9 protein-coding genes are annotated in these 18463 nt (G+C 48.6%); 7 read left to right on the plus strand and 2 right to left on the minus strand.

What is annotated here, in order from left to right:
* Positions 1-15: 15 nt before the first annotated feature.
* Entirely contained in the window at positions 16-2181 is a 2166-nt protein-coding gene (locus tag EFA69_RS13605) for an alpha-glucuronidase family glycosyl hydrolase (RefSeq protein ID WP_123133667.1), read from the minus strand.
* A gap of 195 nt (positions 2182-2376) precedes the next feature.
* Positions 2377-3429 carry a LacI family DNA-binding transcriptional regulator gene (locus tag EFA69_RS13610; protein WP_123134832.1) on the minus strand — a complete coding sequence of 351 codons (1053 nt, stop codon included), beginning with the start codon at positions 3427-3429 and terminating at the stop codon, positions 2377-2379.
* A gap of 748 nt (positions 3430-4177) precedes the next feature.
* Between EFA69_RS13610 and EFA69_RS13620 the strand changes: the two genes are divergently transcribed.
* The 7 genes from EFA69_RS13620 to EFA69_RS13645 all read left to right on the plus strand — a co-directional run bounded on the left by EFA69_RS13620 (position 4178) and on the right by EFA69_RS13645 (position 18456).
* Positions 4178-7318, plus strand: a complete 3141-nt coding sequence (locus EFA69_RS13620) for a SusC/RagA family TonB-linked outer membrane protein (protein WP_245964583.1) — start codon at positions 4178-4180, stop codon at positions 7316-7318.
* A gap of 10 nt (positions 7319-7328) precedes the next feature.
* Positions 7329-9281: a RagB/SusD family nutrient uptake outer membrane protein gene (locus tag EFA69_RS13625; RefSeq protein WP_123133669.1), complete on the plus strand. Its 1953-nt coding sequence runs from the start codon at positions 7329-7331 to the stop codon at positions 9279-9281.
* A gap of 106 nt (positions 9282-9387) precedes the next feature.
* Positions 9388-12264 carry a glycosyl hydrolase 115 family protein gene (locus EFA69_RS13630; protein WP_123133670.1) on the plus strand — a complete coding sequence of 959 codons (2877 nt, stop codon included), beginning with the start codon at positions 9388-9390 and terminating at the stop codon, positions 12262-12264.
* Between the two features lie 13 nt (positions 12265-12277).
* Positions 12278-12430: a beta-xylosidase family glycoside hydrolase gene (locus EFA69_RS20715; protein ID WP_394342835.1), complete on the plus strand. Its 153-nt coding sequence runs from the start codon at positions 12278-12280 to the stop codon at positions 12428-12430.
* A 440-nt stretch (positions 12431-12870) separates the two neighbouring features.
* Positions 12871-14043, plus strand: coding sequence for a mannonate dehydratase (gene uxuA / locus EFA69_RS13635; protein ID WP_123133671.1), 1173 nt, complete (start codon positions 12871-12873; stop codon positions 14041-14043).
* A 5-nt stretch (positions 14044-14048) separates the two neighbouring features.
* A complete protein-coding gene (gene uxaC / locus EFA69_RS13640; protein ID WP_123133672.1) occupies positions 14049-15518 on the plus strand; it encodes a glucuronate isomerase in 1470 nt (489 codons plus the stop codon).
* A 7-nt stretch (positions 15519-15525) separates the two neighbouring features.
* Positions 15526-18456, plus strand: coding sequence for a glycosyl hydrolase 115 family protein (locus EFA69_RS13645; RefSeq protein ID WP_123133673.1), 2931 nt, complete (start codon positions 15526-15528; stop codon positions 18454-18456).
* Positions 18457-18463: the final 7 nt, after the last annotated feature.

Genomic DNA, 18463 nt, shown 5'->3' on the forward strand with positions numbered 1-18463 from the left:
GGTGTTACTTCAAATTTAGATGCCTGGGGCAAATTTGGGGTCTATCTTCATATACTCCTCCAGGGTGCCCGCAGGTTTCTCAAGCGCTTGGGGAATAGGTCTTTTGGAGAACGTCTGGAAATAGAGCAGACAAGCGTCTCGCCACCATCTGGCGTCTTTTTCCTGTATGGCCAGGTATTGCTTCACTTGCTGGTATCTTTCCTTGTCTACCTGCCCTTGCAGGGAGTCCCAGTCTTTCTGCATGGCCCGTACCGAGTCTACCCCTTCAGAGTACTTATAGCATAACTCGTCCCATAACGTTCTACCCGACTTCATTTTCCAGTCCCAGGGCAGGTGGTGGAACCAGAGCAGCACGTCTTCTGGGCAGGTGGCGGGGTTTTGCAACAGCGCCTGTACTTCTGGGGCATATTGGGAGAGGGCATTGCTGCCGGTGCGGGTGCGGTCAAATCCAATGCCTTTCTCATCGGCGCGGTGGTAGTAGACAGAGGTCCAGTCGGCGCGGGGTTTGTCTTTGATCCAGGGTCCTGGGCCATAGTGGTGGCTCCAGCCCATGAGGTGGTGTAATCCCAGAGGCGTCATATAATTCACCACGGCCTCCCGGGAGCCCATCATCATCTGCTTCACGGTAGAAACAAGGGTAGGGGAACCGGAGAAGGTCATTTTAATCCATTCATCGGCAATCGCTTCTGACGTAAGATTGTAGTCCCAGGCCAGACGGCCGAAGGTGTACCAGTTGGCTTGCCCGAAGGGATGGCTGGTCCAGTTGCGGTCATTGCCAATGTTGGCTACCCCGGCCATTCCTGAATGGTAGTGGTTGTCTAAACTGCCGTCTACCACTTTGGCCACCGTTGAGCCTTTGCCTTTGGCGTAGGTGTCTGCCATGAGCGTCTCTTTGAACATGGGCGCCAGATAGGCCAGGTGCGTGCCCTGCCCCAGGTATTCCTGCGTGATCTGGAACTCCATCATGAGCGGAGTTTTGGGCATGGCCCCAAACAGCGGGTGGAACGGCTCGCGCGGCTGGAAGTCAATGGCTCCGTTTTTCACTTGCACCATCACGTTGGGCAGGAATTTTCCGTCTAGTGGCTTGAATTCAGTATAAGCTTGTTTATGACGGTCATCGGGTACTTTATCATCATACACGAAGGCGCGCCACATCACCAGACCGCCTTTAGGGGCTAACGCCTCTGCCAGCATGTTGGCGCCATCGGCGTGGGAACGGTTGTAGTTCTGCGGGCCCGGCTGACCCTCTGAATTTGCCTTCACCAGAAACCCGCCAAAATCCGGGATGTGACGGTAAATCTCCTCCACCTTGTTTTTCCACCAGGCTTTCACTTCCGGGTTCAGCGGATCGGCGGTTTTCAGTTTGCCTAATTCAATGGGCGAGCTGAAACGCGCGGTGAGGTACACCTTGATTCCGTAGGGCCTAAAAGTGTCAGCGAGGGCTTTTACTTTCTTAAGGTATTCTTCAGACAGTACCAGCGAGTTGGCGTTTACGTTGGTGAGTACCGTGCCGTTAATCCCGATGGAGGCGTTGGCGCGGGCATAGTCCAGGTAGCGCTGGTCTATATAGTCTGGGAGCTTGTGCCAGTCCCAGATGGAAAAACCCGCGTATCCGCGCTCTACGGTGCGGTCCAGGTTGTCCCAGTGGTTTAAGATGCGGTGCTGGGTTTTGGGGCTGCTGCTGATGTCTAAATTGTTGATTCTCTGTTGGGTTTGCAGGAGGCGCAGCAAGTGAAAACTGCCATAGAGCGCGCCCACTTCTGTGTTGGCGGCCACAACGGTATAGTTCTTTCCGCCAGCCTTGCGGCTTAGGAGCAAATAACCGTCCTTGCCCACTGCTTTCAGTTTATCTTCCAGTCCCAAGCCTTTGAGTACCGGAGAGGTAGCGGGAGTGCCCACCAACAGCACATTCTTCTTTTCTGGGTTCTCTGCCGCGGAGAAGGGTTGCCCTAAAAGTCCGCTCAGGCCTGTAGACAGTTCATCTTCAATAATGGAAAGGGTAGGCGAGGAACCTTGCACCACGAGTTGCCCCAATGCTTTCTGGTATTCCTTTACCAAAGGCTTGTTCTGGAGGAGGTCATACCGTTGCCACAGCCGGTAACCATCTTCGGCACGTGCCGCACCGGTAAACCATAAAAACAGGCATAGAAAAGAGAGAGGGGAAATGATCTTCTTGCGCATGACAGGGGAACAACTCAGGTTCAATAGATGAGACAAAACAATAGGTGCTGTATAGTTGCTTCGCTTTGCGTTTAGGGGCTGTTTTTCAAAAAACAGCCCCTAAACGCAAAGCGAAGAAGTATTCTCACAAGCAGAATGCCTACTGGCTTCACGCTATACCTTTGTAAGCATGATTTAATCTATATTGAAAAGGGCTTATAAATGAACCGCTTTCTTTTTCGCGTTGCTTTTACTCTTAAGGGAAGATTCCCGGATTATCAATTCTGAACGAAGGTTAATGGTGTTGCTAGGTACGTTGTCTCTGGAGCCATTCAACTGTAACAGCAATACCCGCAGGGCCACTTCCCCCATTTCCTGGCCCGGATAGTTGATGGTGGTCAGGTTAGGTTCAACCACCCGGGAGATGGCGTCATTGTTAAACCCTATCACCGCTATGTCTCTAGGAATGGAAATGTTGGCTTTTTTCAACGCTTTGAGACAGCTAACGGCACAGGTGTCATTAGACACAAAAATACCGTCTGGTAACGGGTCCATTTCCAGAATCTGTTGCGCAGCCAAGGTGCCCGCTTCCTCCGTCATTTTACTGATGATGACATTCTCCTCAGAGAATGGAAGATTATGGTCTATGAGCGCGTACTTAAAGCCCTTTAGGCGGTCTGCGTAAACATTCCTTTTAAGGTTACCGGTAATGTGTACAATGTTGGTGCAGCCCTGCTCAATTAAGTGCGAAGTGGCTTTATAGGCTGCCTGCAAATTGTCAATGACAATGCTGGTGCATTCTTTATGTTCGGCCACGCGGTCATAGAAGATCACCGGAATGCCTTTGCTCACGAAGTTCTCAAAATGTTCCAGCGTTTCCGTCTCAAAGGACAAGGATACCAATAATCCATCTACCCGGCTGTTGAACATGGTGTTGGCATTGGCGATCTCTTTCTGCAGCGTCTCCAGGGATTGGCTGATGATGAGGTTATAGCCCGCCTCATTGGCCACTTTCTCCATGCCGGCAATCACAGACGAATGGAAAGGACTATCCAGTCTGGGTACGATCAAGCCAATGGTGTTGGTGCGCTGGCGCCGGAGGTTACTGGCGAAAAGATTGGACCGATATCCCATTTGGGCAGCTGCCTCAGAGATTCGCTGTTTCGTCTTTTTATTCACCGCCGGATGGTCGTTCAACGCTCTGCTGATGGTGGTAGGAGACAGATCAAGTTCTCTCGCTATGTCATAAATGGTAATGTCTTTCTCCATGCCGCAATGTTCGTTCTGTAACAAATATATGAAATCGGTTTCAATAATTGCAATACTTGATAGGTTCTCTATTGTGATATTGTTAAAGAATTTAATATCTGCACAAATAAGAAACAGGGTTGTTTTGCACTAATCTGTTCAAAAATTAGGGGTAATTAACTAAATGCTTCCTTTGACTACTCCTTATAGATGTAAACTGCTTTTGATGTAGCCTAGTTGCAAAGTAAAAATAGGGGCATTTTGCATAATTCAAAAATAGGGGCTTTTGAGCTGCTGATTTTTTTGAGAATATTTATGAAATCGGTTGTAATATTTGAAAATTATATTCAAGTTTGTAGAGCAAGAGCAGAGGGGAGAGCTGCTACAGCTCTTTCGTGGAGGGAAACAAAGGCAGAGAAAGCGGTCAAAGTCTCTGAAATGCCTGTCTTTTGGTCTCTTGCTGTCTCCTTTTATGGCTGGAGATAGGTGGTTAGATGAAGTTGTTTTGAAATACTGTGAAGAACTGGGTCCAGGAGATGGTTGCCGGGCTTTGTTGCGAATTTGTCAAAAATTGCTGTTTCCTACTGTTGTGAAGATGGCTTGATAATGTAGTGCAAAGAGATGGAAAGCTGTAGTGCCAGCCTTTGTTGTATGGTGTAGGCTTCCCGTCTTTCATCAGGAATACATAAGAGTGAATTACCAAAGCTTTAATTGATATAATTCTACATCCTAATCCTTACTAGCACCTTTAACTTAAAAACATTCATGTATGAAAGGTAATCTTACCCAAAATCCCAGATCTACGATTTCGCTCCTCAGGAAATCGGAAATCATGAAAGTTGCTCTCTTGCTCTTTGCTGCCCTCCTGGTGAGTGTGCAGGTGTTTGCGCAGGGAGGGGTGACCGTAACCGGCCGAGTAACGGATAACACCGGGGCAGGCGTGCCCGGAGTGACCGTGATGTTGAAAGGTACCACCACTGCCGCACCAACTGATGTGGAAGGAAACTACTCCATTTCAGTTCCGGCTCCCACTGGTACTTTGGTCTATTCTTTTATTGGCTATGTAACCCAGGAAGTACCCATCAACAACAGAACTTCCATTAATGTGACGCTGGCCACTGACCAACAGACCATTGATGAAGTAGTGGTAGTAGGGTACGGTGTTCAGAGGGCAGAAGCGGTGACAGGTTCAGTTGCTTCCATTAGTGGAGAAGCATTAAATGAGGTTCCGTCTGCGAATATCTCTCAAGCCTTGCAAGGCCGTTTGCCAGGTGTAGAACTGACACAAACCTCTTCACAACCTGGTGCTGCTATGCAAATTAGGATTCGGGGAACGCGTTCGCTGACTGCTAGTAATGACCCACTGGTAGTTTTGGATGGAATTCCTTATCCAGGATCTATTGGTGATATAAATCCTAATGATATTCAGAGTGTTGATATCTTAAAGGATGCCTCGGCAACCGCTATTTATGGTTCTCGCGGTGCGAATGGTGTTATTCTGGTTACAACTAAAGGGGGTAAGGCAGGGCAAAAACCTCAGGTTAGCTACAACAGTTATGTTGGTGCAAGAACTGTTTTTTCCAAATTTCCCATGATGAATGGGCAAGAATTTGCTGCTTTACGTGAATATGCGAATCGATATGATAACGGTGTGGATGAGTCTTATGAAGTAAATACAGATTGGCAAGACTTGTTTTACAAAACCGGAATCACAACTAGCCATGACCTAGGGGTTTCTGGTGGCACTGAGCAGGGGCGCTACAACTTTAGTGTAGGTTATTATGAAGATGAGGGTGTGATTCCTACGCAGCAATATACGCGGTACTCCATGCGCGGTAGCATTGACCAAGGAGTAGGTAAATTGTTTCGCTTCGGCTTCTCTACCTACAATAACTACAACGTGACGGAGGGTTCAAACATAGGTTTGTATGGAATTCTAAGTGCGTCTCCCATTGTCAATCCATATAATTCTGATGGCACATTGAAAAGAGTTGTCAATACCGGAGGTGATGGCGATGTATGGGTGAATACTAGAGATGTAGTTGAGGGGCTAAAAGATAGATGGCTTAGCCAGACTAGAGCGTTCGGGACATACAACACGCTATTCGGTGAAATGAAGATTCCAGGAGTGGAGGGCTTAAAACTACGCACTAATCTAGGTGTCAATTACCGCCAAAGTCAGGGTGGGGCATTCACGGGAGAGGGAGTGAACAGTACCACTGATGATACCCCTTCGTCTGCTTCTTTAAGTAACCAGGTTACAACTGACTGGACCATTGAGAACCTGCTCACATATGACCGTACCTTTGCTGAGAAGCATAATGTGAATGTAGTAGCGTTATATTCCGCCTCAGATAACCAATTTAACCGTTCTCGCATAGCAGGAAGAGGAATTCCCAATGAAGACTTTCAATTCTACAATATTGGAACCGCTACCGAAGAACTTACCGTTGCCCCTAATGATCAGCTATATTCAAAGAGTGGCTTGATGTCTTGGATGGGACGCGTGATGTACTCCTATGATGATCGTTACTTACTGAGTGTTACCTTGCGCTCAGATGGCTCCTCAAGGCTGGCTCCTGGTTACAAATGGCATACTTATCCGGCTGTTTCTGTGGGATGGAATATTGCCAAAGAATCCTTTATGGAGAATGTGAAGCCTATTAATATGTTAAAACTGCGTGCGGGCTATGGTAAGACCTCTAATCAGGCTGTTGAGCCCTACGCTACCCTAGGTTTATTATCCACCAGACCTTACAATTTTGGTCCCACAGACTATCAGACTGGTTTCTATGTATCTGAACTACCTAATGCTAGCTTAGGATGGGAATTCTCTGAAACTTGGAATTTTGGGTTGGACTTTGCTCTCCTTAACCATCGTCTATCAGGTTCGGTTGAATACTATGTAACTGATACAAAGGATATTCTATTAAGAGTTGGTTTGCCTGCTACATCGGGTGTGGGAAGCGTTGTACAAAATATTGGTCAAACCCAAAACAAAGGTGTAGAACTCTCCCTTAACGGTGTGATTCTGGACAACCTTAACGGTTGGACATGGGAAGCCGGTGTTAATATGTATGCCAACCGCAATAAACTGGTGGCGCTTGCTTCAGGAGCGCAAAGGGATGAAGGCAACTGGTGGTTTGTAGGCCATCCTATTAATGTGATCTACGACTTTGAGAAAATAGGACTATGGCAAGAGGATGATCCATATAGAAACATTTTGGAACCGATTACGGGTAACAATGATCCTAATCAAACAATAGGTTCAATAAAAGTAAGATATACCGGAGGTTACAACCCCGACGGCACACCTGTAAGAGCAATTGGACCAGATGATCGGCAAATTATAGATGTAAACCCTAACTTTCAGGGAGGCTTTAACACCCGTGTAGCTTATAAAGGTTTTGACCTTAGCGCTGTAGGTGTTTTTCAAAATGGTGGAATCCTTAATAGTACGCTCTATGGTTCTTCGGGCTATTTGAACATGTTATCTGGCCGCCGGGGGAATGTTAAAGTGGACTATTGGACGCCAGAGAACACCGACGCCAAGTATCCAAGACCCGGTCAATATATAAGTGGCGATAACCCAAAATATGGAAGTACCCTTGGTTACTTTGATGCCTCTTATCTGAAGATACGTACCATCTCACTTGGCTACAACTTTGATAACAACAACTGGTTGAAAAACGCTGGTGTTAACAGATTGCGGCTTTACGTAACAGCACAGAATCCGTTTGTGCTATTCTCACCCTATCACAAAGAAACAGGGATGGACCCTGAAACCAACTCTTATGGCAACGAAAATGCGGCAGTACCACTGTCTGAAAACCTGCGCCGGATACTGACGATAGGAACTAATGCACCTGCCACGCGAACTTACTTGGTTGGTTTGAATGTCACTTTTTAAAAAGAAACAAATGAAACGTAGTAATATAAAATCAATCATTGGAACAGCCATGTTGGCTGTATTCCTGGGAGGGTGCTCTGATATTTTAGAAGAACAGCCACGTGGCAGGTACGAACCCAGCTTTTTTCAAACAGAGCGTGGTGTCTATGGCGGATTAACGTCTATGTATGCCCATCTTCGTTATATATATGGACAGGCCTACTATTATAATACCACTGAGACCGGCACTGATGAGGTAACACATGGGCAACAAGCAGACGAAAACTTTAGGGTTATGGATCTTTCAGGTCTTGGACCGATTACTCCATCTAATAGCCGTGCTGATGCCTTGTGGGGAGCTGCATTTCTTAACATAAACACTGCTAGCGGTATCATTGAGAATGCAGCCCTAGTAGGAACCATCTCACCAGCATTAGTTGCCGAAGCCAGATTCTTCCGCGCCTTTGATTACTTTCAACTGGTGCAAACCTTTGGTGGAGTGCCTTTGGATTTGGGTGCAGGAGAACTTAAGTTCAACACAAACCCAGTGAGAACCTCTGTGCGCAACACAGTACCTGAGGTCTACACCAAAGCCATTTTTCCAGATTTGCTGACCGCAGTAAATGATTTGCCCTCAAGCCCACGTGTTACTGGTGGTGCAACCAAAACGCTTGCACGTCTCTATTTGGCAAAAGCTTATTTGACCTATGCATGGTGGTTGGAAAACCCCAATAACATCCCTACTTACCCAGAAACTCCTCGTACAGATCCAGATGGACATAATGCTCAGTGGTATTTTCAGCAGGCGTATGATGTAGCCACAGCAGGTATTGAGAATCCAGGTCCATTCCGTCTACAGGAAACTTTCTATGACGTAAATCTTGGTTCCAATGACCGCAATAGTGAGATTCTGTTGTATGCTGACCATACTGAGACAAGTGAATTTTATAATGCATCTAGTCTTAGTTATGCCAATGGCGGTGCCCCTGATAACTTTGCTGGTTGGATGATGCAGTGGAATTATACTGAGATTAGAAGTAGTTCTTCCAATACAACATGGACAGCAGTAAGTTCTGTTCAAAGAGAAGCTGTACAGTCGCTTGGACGCCCTTGGACTCGTATGGCACCTACTATTGGAGCCATTAAAAACACCTTTTCTGATAAAACAAATGACTCGCGCTATGATGGTACCTTTGTAACTGTTTACCGCGGCAACTGGCCTAAAGGTGGTGTTACTAATACAACCTTGTACAATGCCAACTTTTTGCCCGTTCAACCAGGTGATGCTATACTTACTTTCTTGAATGATGAACCAGCAACTTCCATTACTTATCCATTAGGTGCAGGAAATAGCGGTGTAGGAGCAGGAGTTTTGCCTGGAAGAGCCGATTTTGTGGTCTCGCCGAATGGCATTAGTAGGATTATGTATCCAGGCCTTTGGAAACTTGGTGTCTACCGTACAGATAACGGGACTGGTTTGGGGCAGCCTAATGCTGCCAGTACACGCCCTTTTAACATAGCCAAATTTTCAGAACTTTACTTTATAGCTGCCGAAGCCGCTGTGAAGGGTGCAACAACGGTGGCTAATAAAAGTGCTGTAGACTTGATCAATGTAATCAGGGCTCGTGCTGGGAAATGGCGCTGGGACAACAACGGAAATGTGGCAAAAGTGGTAGATAATAGTGCCGCTATGATTGCAGCCACGCCAGCGACTATTGATATTAACTATATCTTGGCAGAACGTTCGCGTGAGTATTATGGTGAGGGCTACCGATGGTACGATTTGATTCGTACACAAAAATGGAATGAACTAGCTTCTACTTACCAAATTAGTGGTGCAAATAAAGGCGACCATACACCCCAGACAGTAACGCGTACCATTCTACCATATCATTATTTGCGTCCTATCCCACAAGGTCAGATTGATGCTTTGGATATTTCTGCAGCAGAAAAAACAGCGTATCAGAATCCAGGGTATTTATAGTTCTTATTAATGATCGTTTAAAAGAAATGGCTGCCTAATCTAAGCAGCCATTTCTTTTAAACGATAAAACCGACCATCAATAAGAATTAAGAATAACTATTTAAATATGAGATTTTTTTTGATTCTACTAGTGTTTTTGCCCTTAATGTCATTCTCGCAAATAAGGGTAAGTAACAAAAGTGAAAACCGGAGCAAGTACTTCGCGATAGCCGACAAAGACGCCACGCCAACGATTCTGTATGACGCCTCTGAAAACGTATTGGTGAAAAAGTCAGCCGGATTCCTGGCCGACGATATTAAAAAGGTCTCAGGCAGGAAGGCACCCGTCTCATCTACAGGCGACGCCCCGGAGGGTGACATCATTATAGTCGCCACGGTCGGGAAGAGCCCCCTTGTCGAAAGGCTAGTTGCTGCAAAGAAGCTAGATGTTGCCCCTATAAAAGGGCAGTGGGAACGGTTTATTATCCAAACTGTCAAGGACCCTTTCCCAGGGGTGAAGCAGGCGCTAGTGATTGTGGGGAGCGATAGGCGCGGGGCTGCCTATGGGGTATTTACCCTTTCAGAAAAGATGGGTGTCTCACCATGGTATTGGTGGGCTGATGTCCCGGTCAAAAAGAATGACAAAATATACCTTCAAAATGGCCGGCATGTTTCGGAGGGCCCGTCCGTAAAATTCCGTGGGATTTTCCTCAACGATGAGGCCCCGGCCCTTACCAATTGGGCAAAGGAAAAATTCGGGGGTTTCAACCACGTGTTTTACGAGAAAGTGTACGAGCTCCTGCTGAGGAACAAAGCCAACTACCTCTGGCCGGCTATGTGGCTCCCCAACGCCTTCTCCGCCGATGACCCAGAGAACCCACGCGTGGCCGATGAATACGGCATCGTCATCTCCACAAGCCACCATGAACCCATGATGCGGTCCCACCACGAGTGGAGCCGGTTCAACGGCGGGGCTTGGAACTACGAGACGAACAAGGAAAAACTGCGGGAGTTCTGGCGCGGCGGCGTCAAGCGCATGGGAAACTATGAGAGCGTGGTGACGGTGGGCATGCGGGGCGATGGTGACGAGGGCATGTCGGAACATACAGCTGTAGACCTGATGAAGACCATCATCGCTGACCAGCGGCAGATTATAGCAGAGGAGACCGGAAAACCGGCGAAAGAAACACCGCAAGTGTGGGCCATCTACAAGGAGGTGCAGGATTACTATGACAAAGGGATGCGGGTGGACGAGGACATCATCACCCTTTTCTCCGATGATAACTGGGGTAACATCCGTTACCTGCCCAAGAAGGAAGACCAGACAGCCAAAAGGAAGTACGGCATGTACTATCACTTTGACTATGTCGGCGCTCCGGTATCCTACAGGTGGCACAATGTCACCCAGATAGAGCGCGTCTGGGAACAGATGAACCTTACCTACGAATGGGGAGTGAGAGACCTGTGGCTGGTGAACGTGGGCGATTTAAAACCGATGGAGTTCCCCATCAGTTTCTTCCTTGACTACGCGTGGGATACCAAAATGAAAGCCTCTGATTTGCCTAACTATTACGTAAACTGGGCGGAGCAGCAGTTTGGAGCGGATCATGCCCGGGAAATCGCCCAAATCATGTCCCTCTATAACAAATACAATGCGAGGCGGACCCCGGAGATGCTGGCTCCGGACACCTACAGCCACCAGAACTACCGGGAAGCGGACAGGGTAATAGAGGAGTTCAACCAGTTGTTGAGCAAAAGCAAGGCCATCTATGAAAAACTACCTAAAAGTCATAAATCTGCGTTTTACCAGTTGGTTCATTCTCCCATAGAGATGAGCGCTAATCTAAACGAGATGTACGTGGCCGCCGGGAAAAACAAGCTATACGCTGAGCAGGGAAGGGCCTCAGCAAACTCCTATGCCGAAAAGGTGAAAGGCTTGTTCTTGAAAGATGCCGAGCTTACCCGCCAGTTCCATGAGGAATTGGAAGGTGGCAAATGGAACCACATGATGTCTCAGACCCATATCGGATACACCAGCTGGAACCACCCACCTGCAAACAAAATGCCTGCAGTATCATACATTCAAATGGATAGTTCGGCACTGCTTGGTTTTATGGTGGAACATGGGGTGAACCCCGCCTGGGGAGGATTCAGCGTAGAAGGGCATGGGCTTTTCAGCCCCGCGTTCAGCAGGTTCGATCCGATTAACAGGCAGAGCTACTACTTGGAGATGTACAACAGAGGTGGTGGTATTTTAAACTACTCAATAGAGCCTAAAAACGATTGGATTAAACTGTCTAAAAAAGAGGGCAGCATCAGGTACGACGAGAAGGTGTATGTCAGCATTGATTGGGACAGAGCCCCGAAAGGGAAAGCCACCGGAGCGATCCTAGTCAAAGGGGCCGGTAAGGAATACACTGTGGCAGTCCCTATCCGGAATAACCTGCCCAAAGCCTCCGGTTTCGTCGAGAACAATGGCGTAGTATCGATTGAGGCTGCCCGTTTTATAAGGAAATCCGACTCCAAGGACATCAGCTGGACTGTGGTCCCCAATCTGGGCCGAACCAGCTCCTCCATCACAATTGAGCCCGCGAATGCCGAGAGGCAAAAACCAGGCGAGAACGCGCCGCGGGTGGAGTACGAATTCACCATTTTCGATGGGGGTGACCTGAAGGTGGAGGCTTACCTTTCCCCAATCCAGAACTATAAAAAGAATGAGGGGCTAAAATACGCCATCGCCATTGACAACGAGGAGCCGCATATCGTCAATATCAACGAGGGGGAGGTTAAGCCGGACTACGAGTATGCCGAGTGGTGGTCAAAGTCCGTGGCGGATCACATCAAGAAGAAGACCTCCGTCCACAGGGCCGTCAAACCAGGCAAGCACACCTTAAAAATCTGGATGGTGGACCCGGGCGTTGTTTTCCAGAAGTTCGTGATTGACGCGGGTGGGCTGAAATCAAGTTACCTGGGGCCTCCGGAAAGTATCAATTTGAAACCATAATATAAAACTATCCATACCTGTCGCTTCTAACGAGTTTGCAGGTATGGTTGCCCTTCAGAGTGAGAAGCACTACTATGCCTTGGGCAAGACTAACTCCAATGGTCAGGAAGTGGTACAACTGAGCAATTCTCTGGACAGGCGACCCAGAAACCACCGTGCTGGCTGAGGCTCCTTTAAAAAGCAAAGACTCAAAAAAGCCGCTTTACCTTAAAGTAGAATTTAAAGCAGGACAACACGCCTTATATCATGGTACAAAAGAAGGCGCCTAGATGCTGCTAAAACACGAGGTAGTTAAAATGTTTTTGAGCACACGCACAGCAGGTGGCTTTGTGGGAGTAACCTTGGATAAGTATGCGAACTCATAAGAGAAGCCCTCCACCAATAAAGCTACTTTTGATTGGTTCAATTACGAGGGCAAAGACCCAATCTACGAGGCAATAACCACCGCAAAAGCTAAATAAGAGTACTTGTGCCTTCCGGTTAGCGGGGACGGATTCAGAAATGGAAGCTTCGCAACGTATAATAAAGAGTACTTTAAGACTCAAGATTCCAAAAAATCAATAATTACCATCAACTTAACCGTTGAGCTTTTAACCTACTAAAACTATGCCATTACTACAAAGCTGGAGATGGTACGGGCCAAATGACCCTGTAACCCTCCAAGATGTGAAACAGGCCGGGGCTACCGGTATTGTCAGTGCCTTACACCATATTCCTCATGGTGAAATCTGGCCATTGGAGGAGATACAAGAACGGAAACGCATCATAGAAGAAGCGGGCCTTACCTGGGCGGTGGTGGAAAGTGTGCCCGTACACGAGGCCATCAAAACTCGTACGGGTAACTATGAACATTACCTGGAAAATTACCGGCAATCGCTCCGTAACCTGGCTTCTGCTGGCCTCAAAACCATCTGCTACAACTTCATGCCCGTACTGGACTGGACCAGAACAAATTTAGGACTGGAACTCTGGAACGGGGCCAAAGCCCTTTACTTTGACTGGGCAGATCTTGCCGTTTTTGATCTTTATATTTTAAAGAGAGAAGGCGCGGAGCAAGATTATACGGAGGCTGTAGTACAGCAAGCCAAAGATCGTTTTAAATCTTACTCGCAGGAGAAACTGGAGGAACTAAGTGAAATTATCCGGATGGGCGTGCCCATGGAAGGATATATTTCATTGGAACACCTCACAGAAAGTATCGGGATATATAAAGAAATTGGTCATGCCGGACTGCGGGAGAACCTGGCCTATTTCCTGGAATCCATTATGGATGTGTGCGAGGAGAACGGCCTCAAAATGACCATTCACCCAGATGACCCACCTTACCCAATCCTGGGCCTGCCCAGAATTGCCTCCAATAAAGAAGACCTGGAGTATATCATCAACCGTGTAGACCGAGTGCCAAACGGTATCTGTTTCTGTACGGGTTCTTTGGGAGCCGGCGGACACAATAATCCGGTAGAGATTCTTAAATCAGTGGGGCACCGCGTGTACTTCGCGCACTTGCGCAACGTGAAGAAAGATGAAAATGGCAACTTCTATGAGTCTGACCATTTGGCCGGCGATGTGGACATGTACGGGGTCATGAAAAAGTTAGTGGCAATCAATCGGGACCGCCAGGAGCCTATCCCGTTCCGCCCAGACCATGGACATCAAATGCTGGATGATTTGCATAAAGTAACCAATCCTGGTTATTCCGCTATTGGGCGTTTACGCGGTTTGGCTGAATTGCGCGGATTGGAAATGGGAATTGAAAAGTCCATCTACAGTACTAACTAAATGCTATGCAAGAGAGCTTCATTTCAAGCCCCCCGGATGCTTCTCGCGCAGTACAGCCCGCTACCGCGAGCTTCCTCAACGAGCATTTCCTGCTTTATACTGAAACCAGCAGGAGATTGTATCATGAGTATGCTAAAAGCTTACCCATTATAGATTACCATTGCCACCTCTCGCCGGAGGCCATCGCCAAAAACCAGAACTATGAGAACCTGACCAGCATTTGGCTGGCAAGTGATCATTACAAGTGGCGCGCTATGCGCGCCCTAGGTGTTGAAGAGAAATTTATCACAGGCAATGCCACAGACGAGGAAAAGTTTCTGAAATGGGCGGCGGTAGTGCCTTATACTTTGCGCAATCCCCTGTACCACTGGACGCATATGGAGCTCCAGAATCCGTTTGGTGTGCACGAACTCCTGACTGAGCGGAACGCGCAACAAGTATATACCCATTGCAACGGATTGCTGCAACAGCCCAGTTTCACACCACAGGGTTTGCTTACCCATTTTGGAGTGGAAATGGTAGGCACCACAGATGACCCCACCGATGACCTGGCGTACCACCAACAGATAGCAGCTTCTGGCTTTAAAACGAAGGTGTTGCCCTCGTTCAGGCCAGACAAAGTTTTCAACTTAGCCGGGGGCGATGCCTTCCGAGAATACATCCGGCTGCTGGCAAACGTAAGTGGCGTGGACATCTTCAATCTGGATACGCTGCTGGAGGCTCTGGAAAAGAGAGTCACCTATTTCCATGATCATGGCTGCAGAATCTCAGACCACGGTCTTACTAACTTACCCAGCCTCGGTTTACCTACTCATCAGCTAGAAAGAGTTCTGACGGACGTACTAGCTGGAAATGATGCCGAGGCCGCTGCCCACCAGGAATCCTTCACGGCTTTTCTGTTGCTGGAGTTGTGCCGCATGTACAGCCATAAAGGCTGGGTACAGCAGTTCCATGTGGGGGCGTTGCGCAATAGCAATACCCGCATGCTTAAAGTAAATGGACCAGACACGGGCTATGATTCCATTGGCGATTACCCGCACATCCAGAACATGGCCAACTTTTTTAATGAGCTGGAGAAGCAGAACAGCCTTACCAAAACTATTATCTACAACCTGAATCCTGCAGACAATGCCGCTTTCGCGACCATGATCGGGAATTTTCAGGGGGGTGGAATCAAAGGCAAGATGCAGTTTGGTTCTGCCTGGTGGTTCCTGGACAACCTGGATGGTATGAAACAACAGTTGGATGCTCTTTCCACCATGGGGCTTATCAGCTGCTTTGTGGGTATGCTCACAGACTCCCGCAGTTTTCTGTCTTACTCCAGACACGAGTATTTCCGGCGTTTGCTTTGCAACATTCTGGGCGAGGAGATGGAGAAAGGACTGCTGCCCATGGACCTACCCTGGATTGGTAAAATGGTACAGGATATCTGCTACTTCAACGCAAAAGATTATTTCCCTTCTTCCACTCAATAACGCATTCATGAATACACCTAACCCAACTTACCCCGCAAAAGAGAGCCACCGCCATACGTTATGGAAAAGCCTGTTGGTGTTCCTGTTAACAGTAGTGGCAGCTCCTTCGGCGTTTGCTTTAGATGATGTTTCTTATATCTCCAGCGTAAAGAAAAACAGTTCCTTTCCCTTGGCGGAAGCCGGTAAGCCAGCCCAGTTCTTTATCAATGACAGTGACTTTCCGGGGGTGATCAGAGCGTTCCGGGATCTGCAGGCCGATGTGAAACGGGTCACCCAAACAGAACCTGTCTTTACCGTAGGCAAGAAAGCACCTAAATCCAGAACCTTAGTACTGGCCGGCACATTAGGCAAAAGTCCTCTCATTGACCAGTTGGTGAAAAGCAAAAAGCTGGATGTGCAGGACCTGAAGGGGAAGTGGGAGAATTTTGTGGTGCAGGTAGTGAAGAAGCCCATGAAGGGAATAGACGAAGCCTTGGTGATTGTGGGGAGTGATAAACGCGGCACCATCTACGGCATCTATGACGTATCGGCGCAGATAGGAGTAACCCCGTGGTATTGGTGGGCAGATGTGCCCGTAAAGCAGCAGCAGAATCTGTATGTAGCGGAAGGCCGCCACACCAAAGGAACTCCGGCCGTGAAGTACCGCGGCATTTTCATCAATGACGAGGCTCCGGCGCTTTCCAATTGGTCTAAAGAGCAGTTTGGCGGCTTCAACCACAAATTCTATGAGAAGGTGTTTGAGTTGATCCTGCGCATGAAAGGCAATTACCTGTGGCCCGCCATGTGGGGCAGCGCCTTCAACGACGACGACAAAATCAATCCGCAGGTAGCCGATATGTACGGGGTGGTGATGGGTACCTCGCACCATGAGCCGCTCATGCGGGCCCATGATGAGTGGCGCCGGTACGGCTCCGGTCCCTGGAACTACAACACCAACCCCGAGAAACTGAGAGAATTCTGGAAAGGCGGAATAGAGCGCATGAACGGGTATGAGAGCATCGTCTCAGTGGGCATGCGCGGCGATGGCGACGAACCCATGAGCGAGGAAAGCAACATAGGGCTATTAGAGAAAATTGTGGCCGACCAGCGTAAAATCATTTCTGAGGTAACGGGCAAAGACGCTTCGCAGCAACCGCAGCTTTGGGCGCTCTACAAAGAAGTGCAGGATTACTACGACAAAGGCATGCGGGTACCCGATGACGTAACTCTACTGCTGGCCGATGACAACTGGGGCAACATCCGGAAGTTACCCAAAGTAGGGGAAAAGCAGCACGCGGGCGGGTACGGCATCTACTACCACTTTGACTATGTGGGTGGACCACGTAACTACAAATGGTTGAACACCAATCCTATTGCCAGAATATGGGAGCAGATGCACCTTGCCTACCAACACAAAGCCGACCGCATCTGGATTGTGAACGTGGGAGACATCAAACCCATGGAATTCCCCACGGAGTTCTTCCTGGATTATGCCTGGAACCCTGAGAAATGGCCAGCCAGTAGGTTAGAGGAGTATACCCGACTCTGGGCCGAGCGTCAGTTTGGTGCAGAGCATGCCCCGGCCATTGCAGATCTTCTAGCCAAGTACACCAAGTACAATGGTCGCCGTAAGCCCGAATTGATATCTCCGAACACTTACAGCCTTACCAACTATCAGGAAGCCGAAACCATAGTAGCTGACTACAACCGTTTGGCGGAAGAAGCGGTGCGCGTTGGCAAAGCGCTGCCCGCCCAGTATCAAGACGCGTATTACCAGTTGGTGCTGTTCCCGGTTCAGGCCAGCGCCAACCTGAATGAGCTGCATGTGACGGTAGGCCGTAACCGCCTGTACGCCCAGCAGGGGAGAGCCACCACCAACGACATGGCCGCTAAAGTGAAAACCCTGTTTGACCGTGACGCAGAGTTGACCAGAATCTACCACCAAGACATTGCCGGTGGCAAGTGGAACCACATGATGTCACAGACCCACATCAGCTACACCTACTGGCAGCAACCGGAGAAAGATGTGTTGCCAGAGGTGAAGCAGTTAAAGCTGCCCGCCACGGCAGAGATGGGCGTAGCCATTGAAGGGGCAACCCAGTGGTGGCCACAGGAGAAAGCCGAGGCGGTGTTGCCTACGTTCACTTCCTTTGAGCCCAAAGTACATTACCTGGAGATCTTCAACCGAGGGCAGGAGCCGTTCAACTACAGCGTGAAAACGGGAGCACCCTGGCTGAAAGTATCGCAGGAAACCGGAACCGTGACTCAGGAGCAGCGCTTGTGGCTGAGCGTGGATTGGTCTAAAGCACCCGCCGGAACCCAACGCATACCGGTAACCATCACAGGTCCCAAAGGCAAAAAAGTGGTAGTGCAGGCCGTGGTGCAGAATCCGGCGGCTCCCAAACCGAATCAATTTACAGGTTTTGTGGAAAGCAACGGCTACGTTTCCATAGAGGCCCAACATTATACCCAGGCGGTAAACAACGGTTCCATCCAGTGGCTGCTGGTTCCAGATTTAGGACGTACCGCCTCGGCCATGACCACTACTCCGGTTACCGCGCCCAGCCAGACACCTGGCGGAAACAGTCCGCACCTGCAGTACAAAGTGCATCTGCAGAACAGCGGTGAAGTGAAAGTTCAGGTGTATCTGTCACCCACCCTCAACTTCCATAACACCCAAGGCCTGCGCTATGCCATCTCCTTTGACGATGAAGCGCCGCAAATCATCAACATGCACGCCAACCACACTGAGGGCGAATGGAACAGGAACGCGGGCAACAACATTGACATTGCGGTCTCTACCCATCAACTGACCAAACCCGGCGAGCACGTGCTCAAATTCTGGATGGTAGACTCCGGAGTGGTCTTGCAGAAGATTGTCATAGACACCGGCGGACTGAAACCTAGTTATTTAGGGCCACCAGAAAGTGCCTATCAGCCGGAGCAAGCGGGTAAATAATTGCGTT

Source organism: Rufibacter immobilis, from assembly GCF_003721565.1.
In the GTDB taxonomy this organism is placed as follows: domain Bacteria; phylum Bacteroidota; class Bacteroidia; order Cytophagales; family Hymenobacteraceae; genus Nibribacter; species Nibribacter immobilis.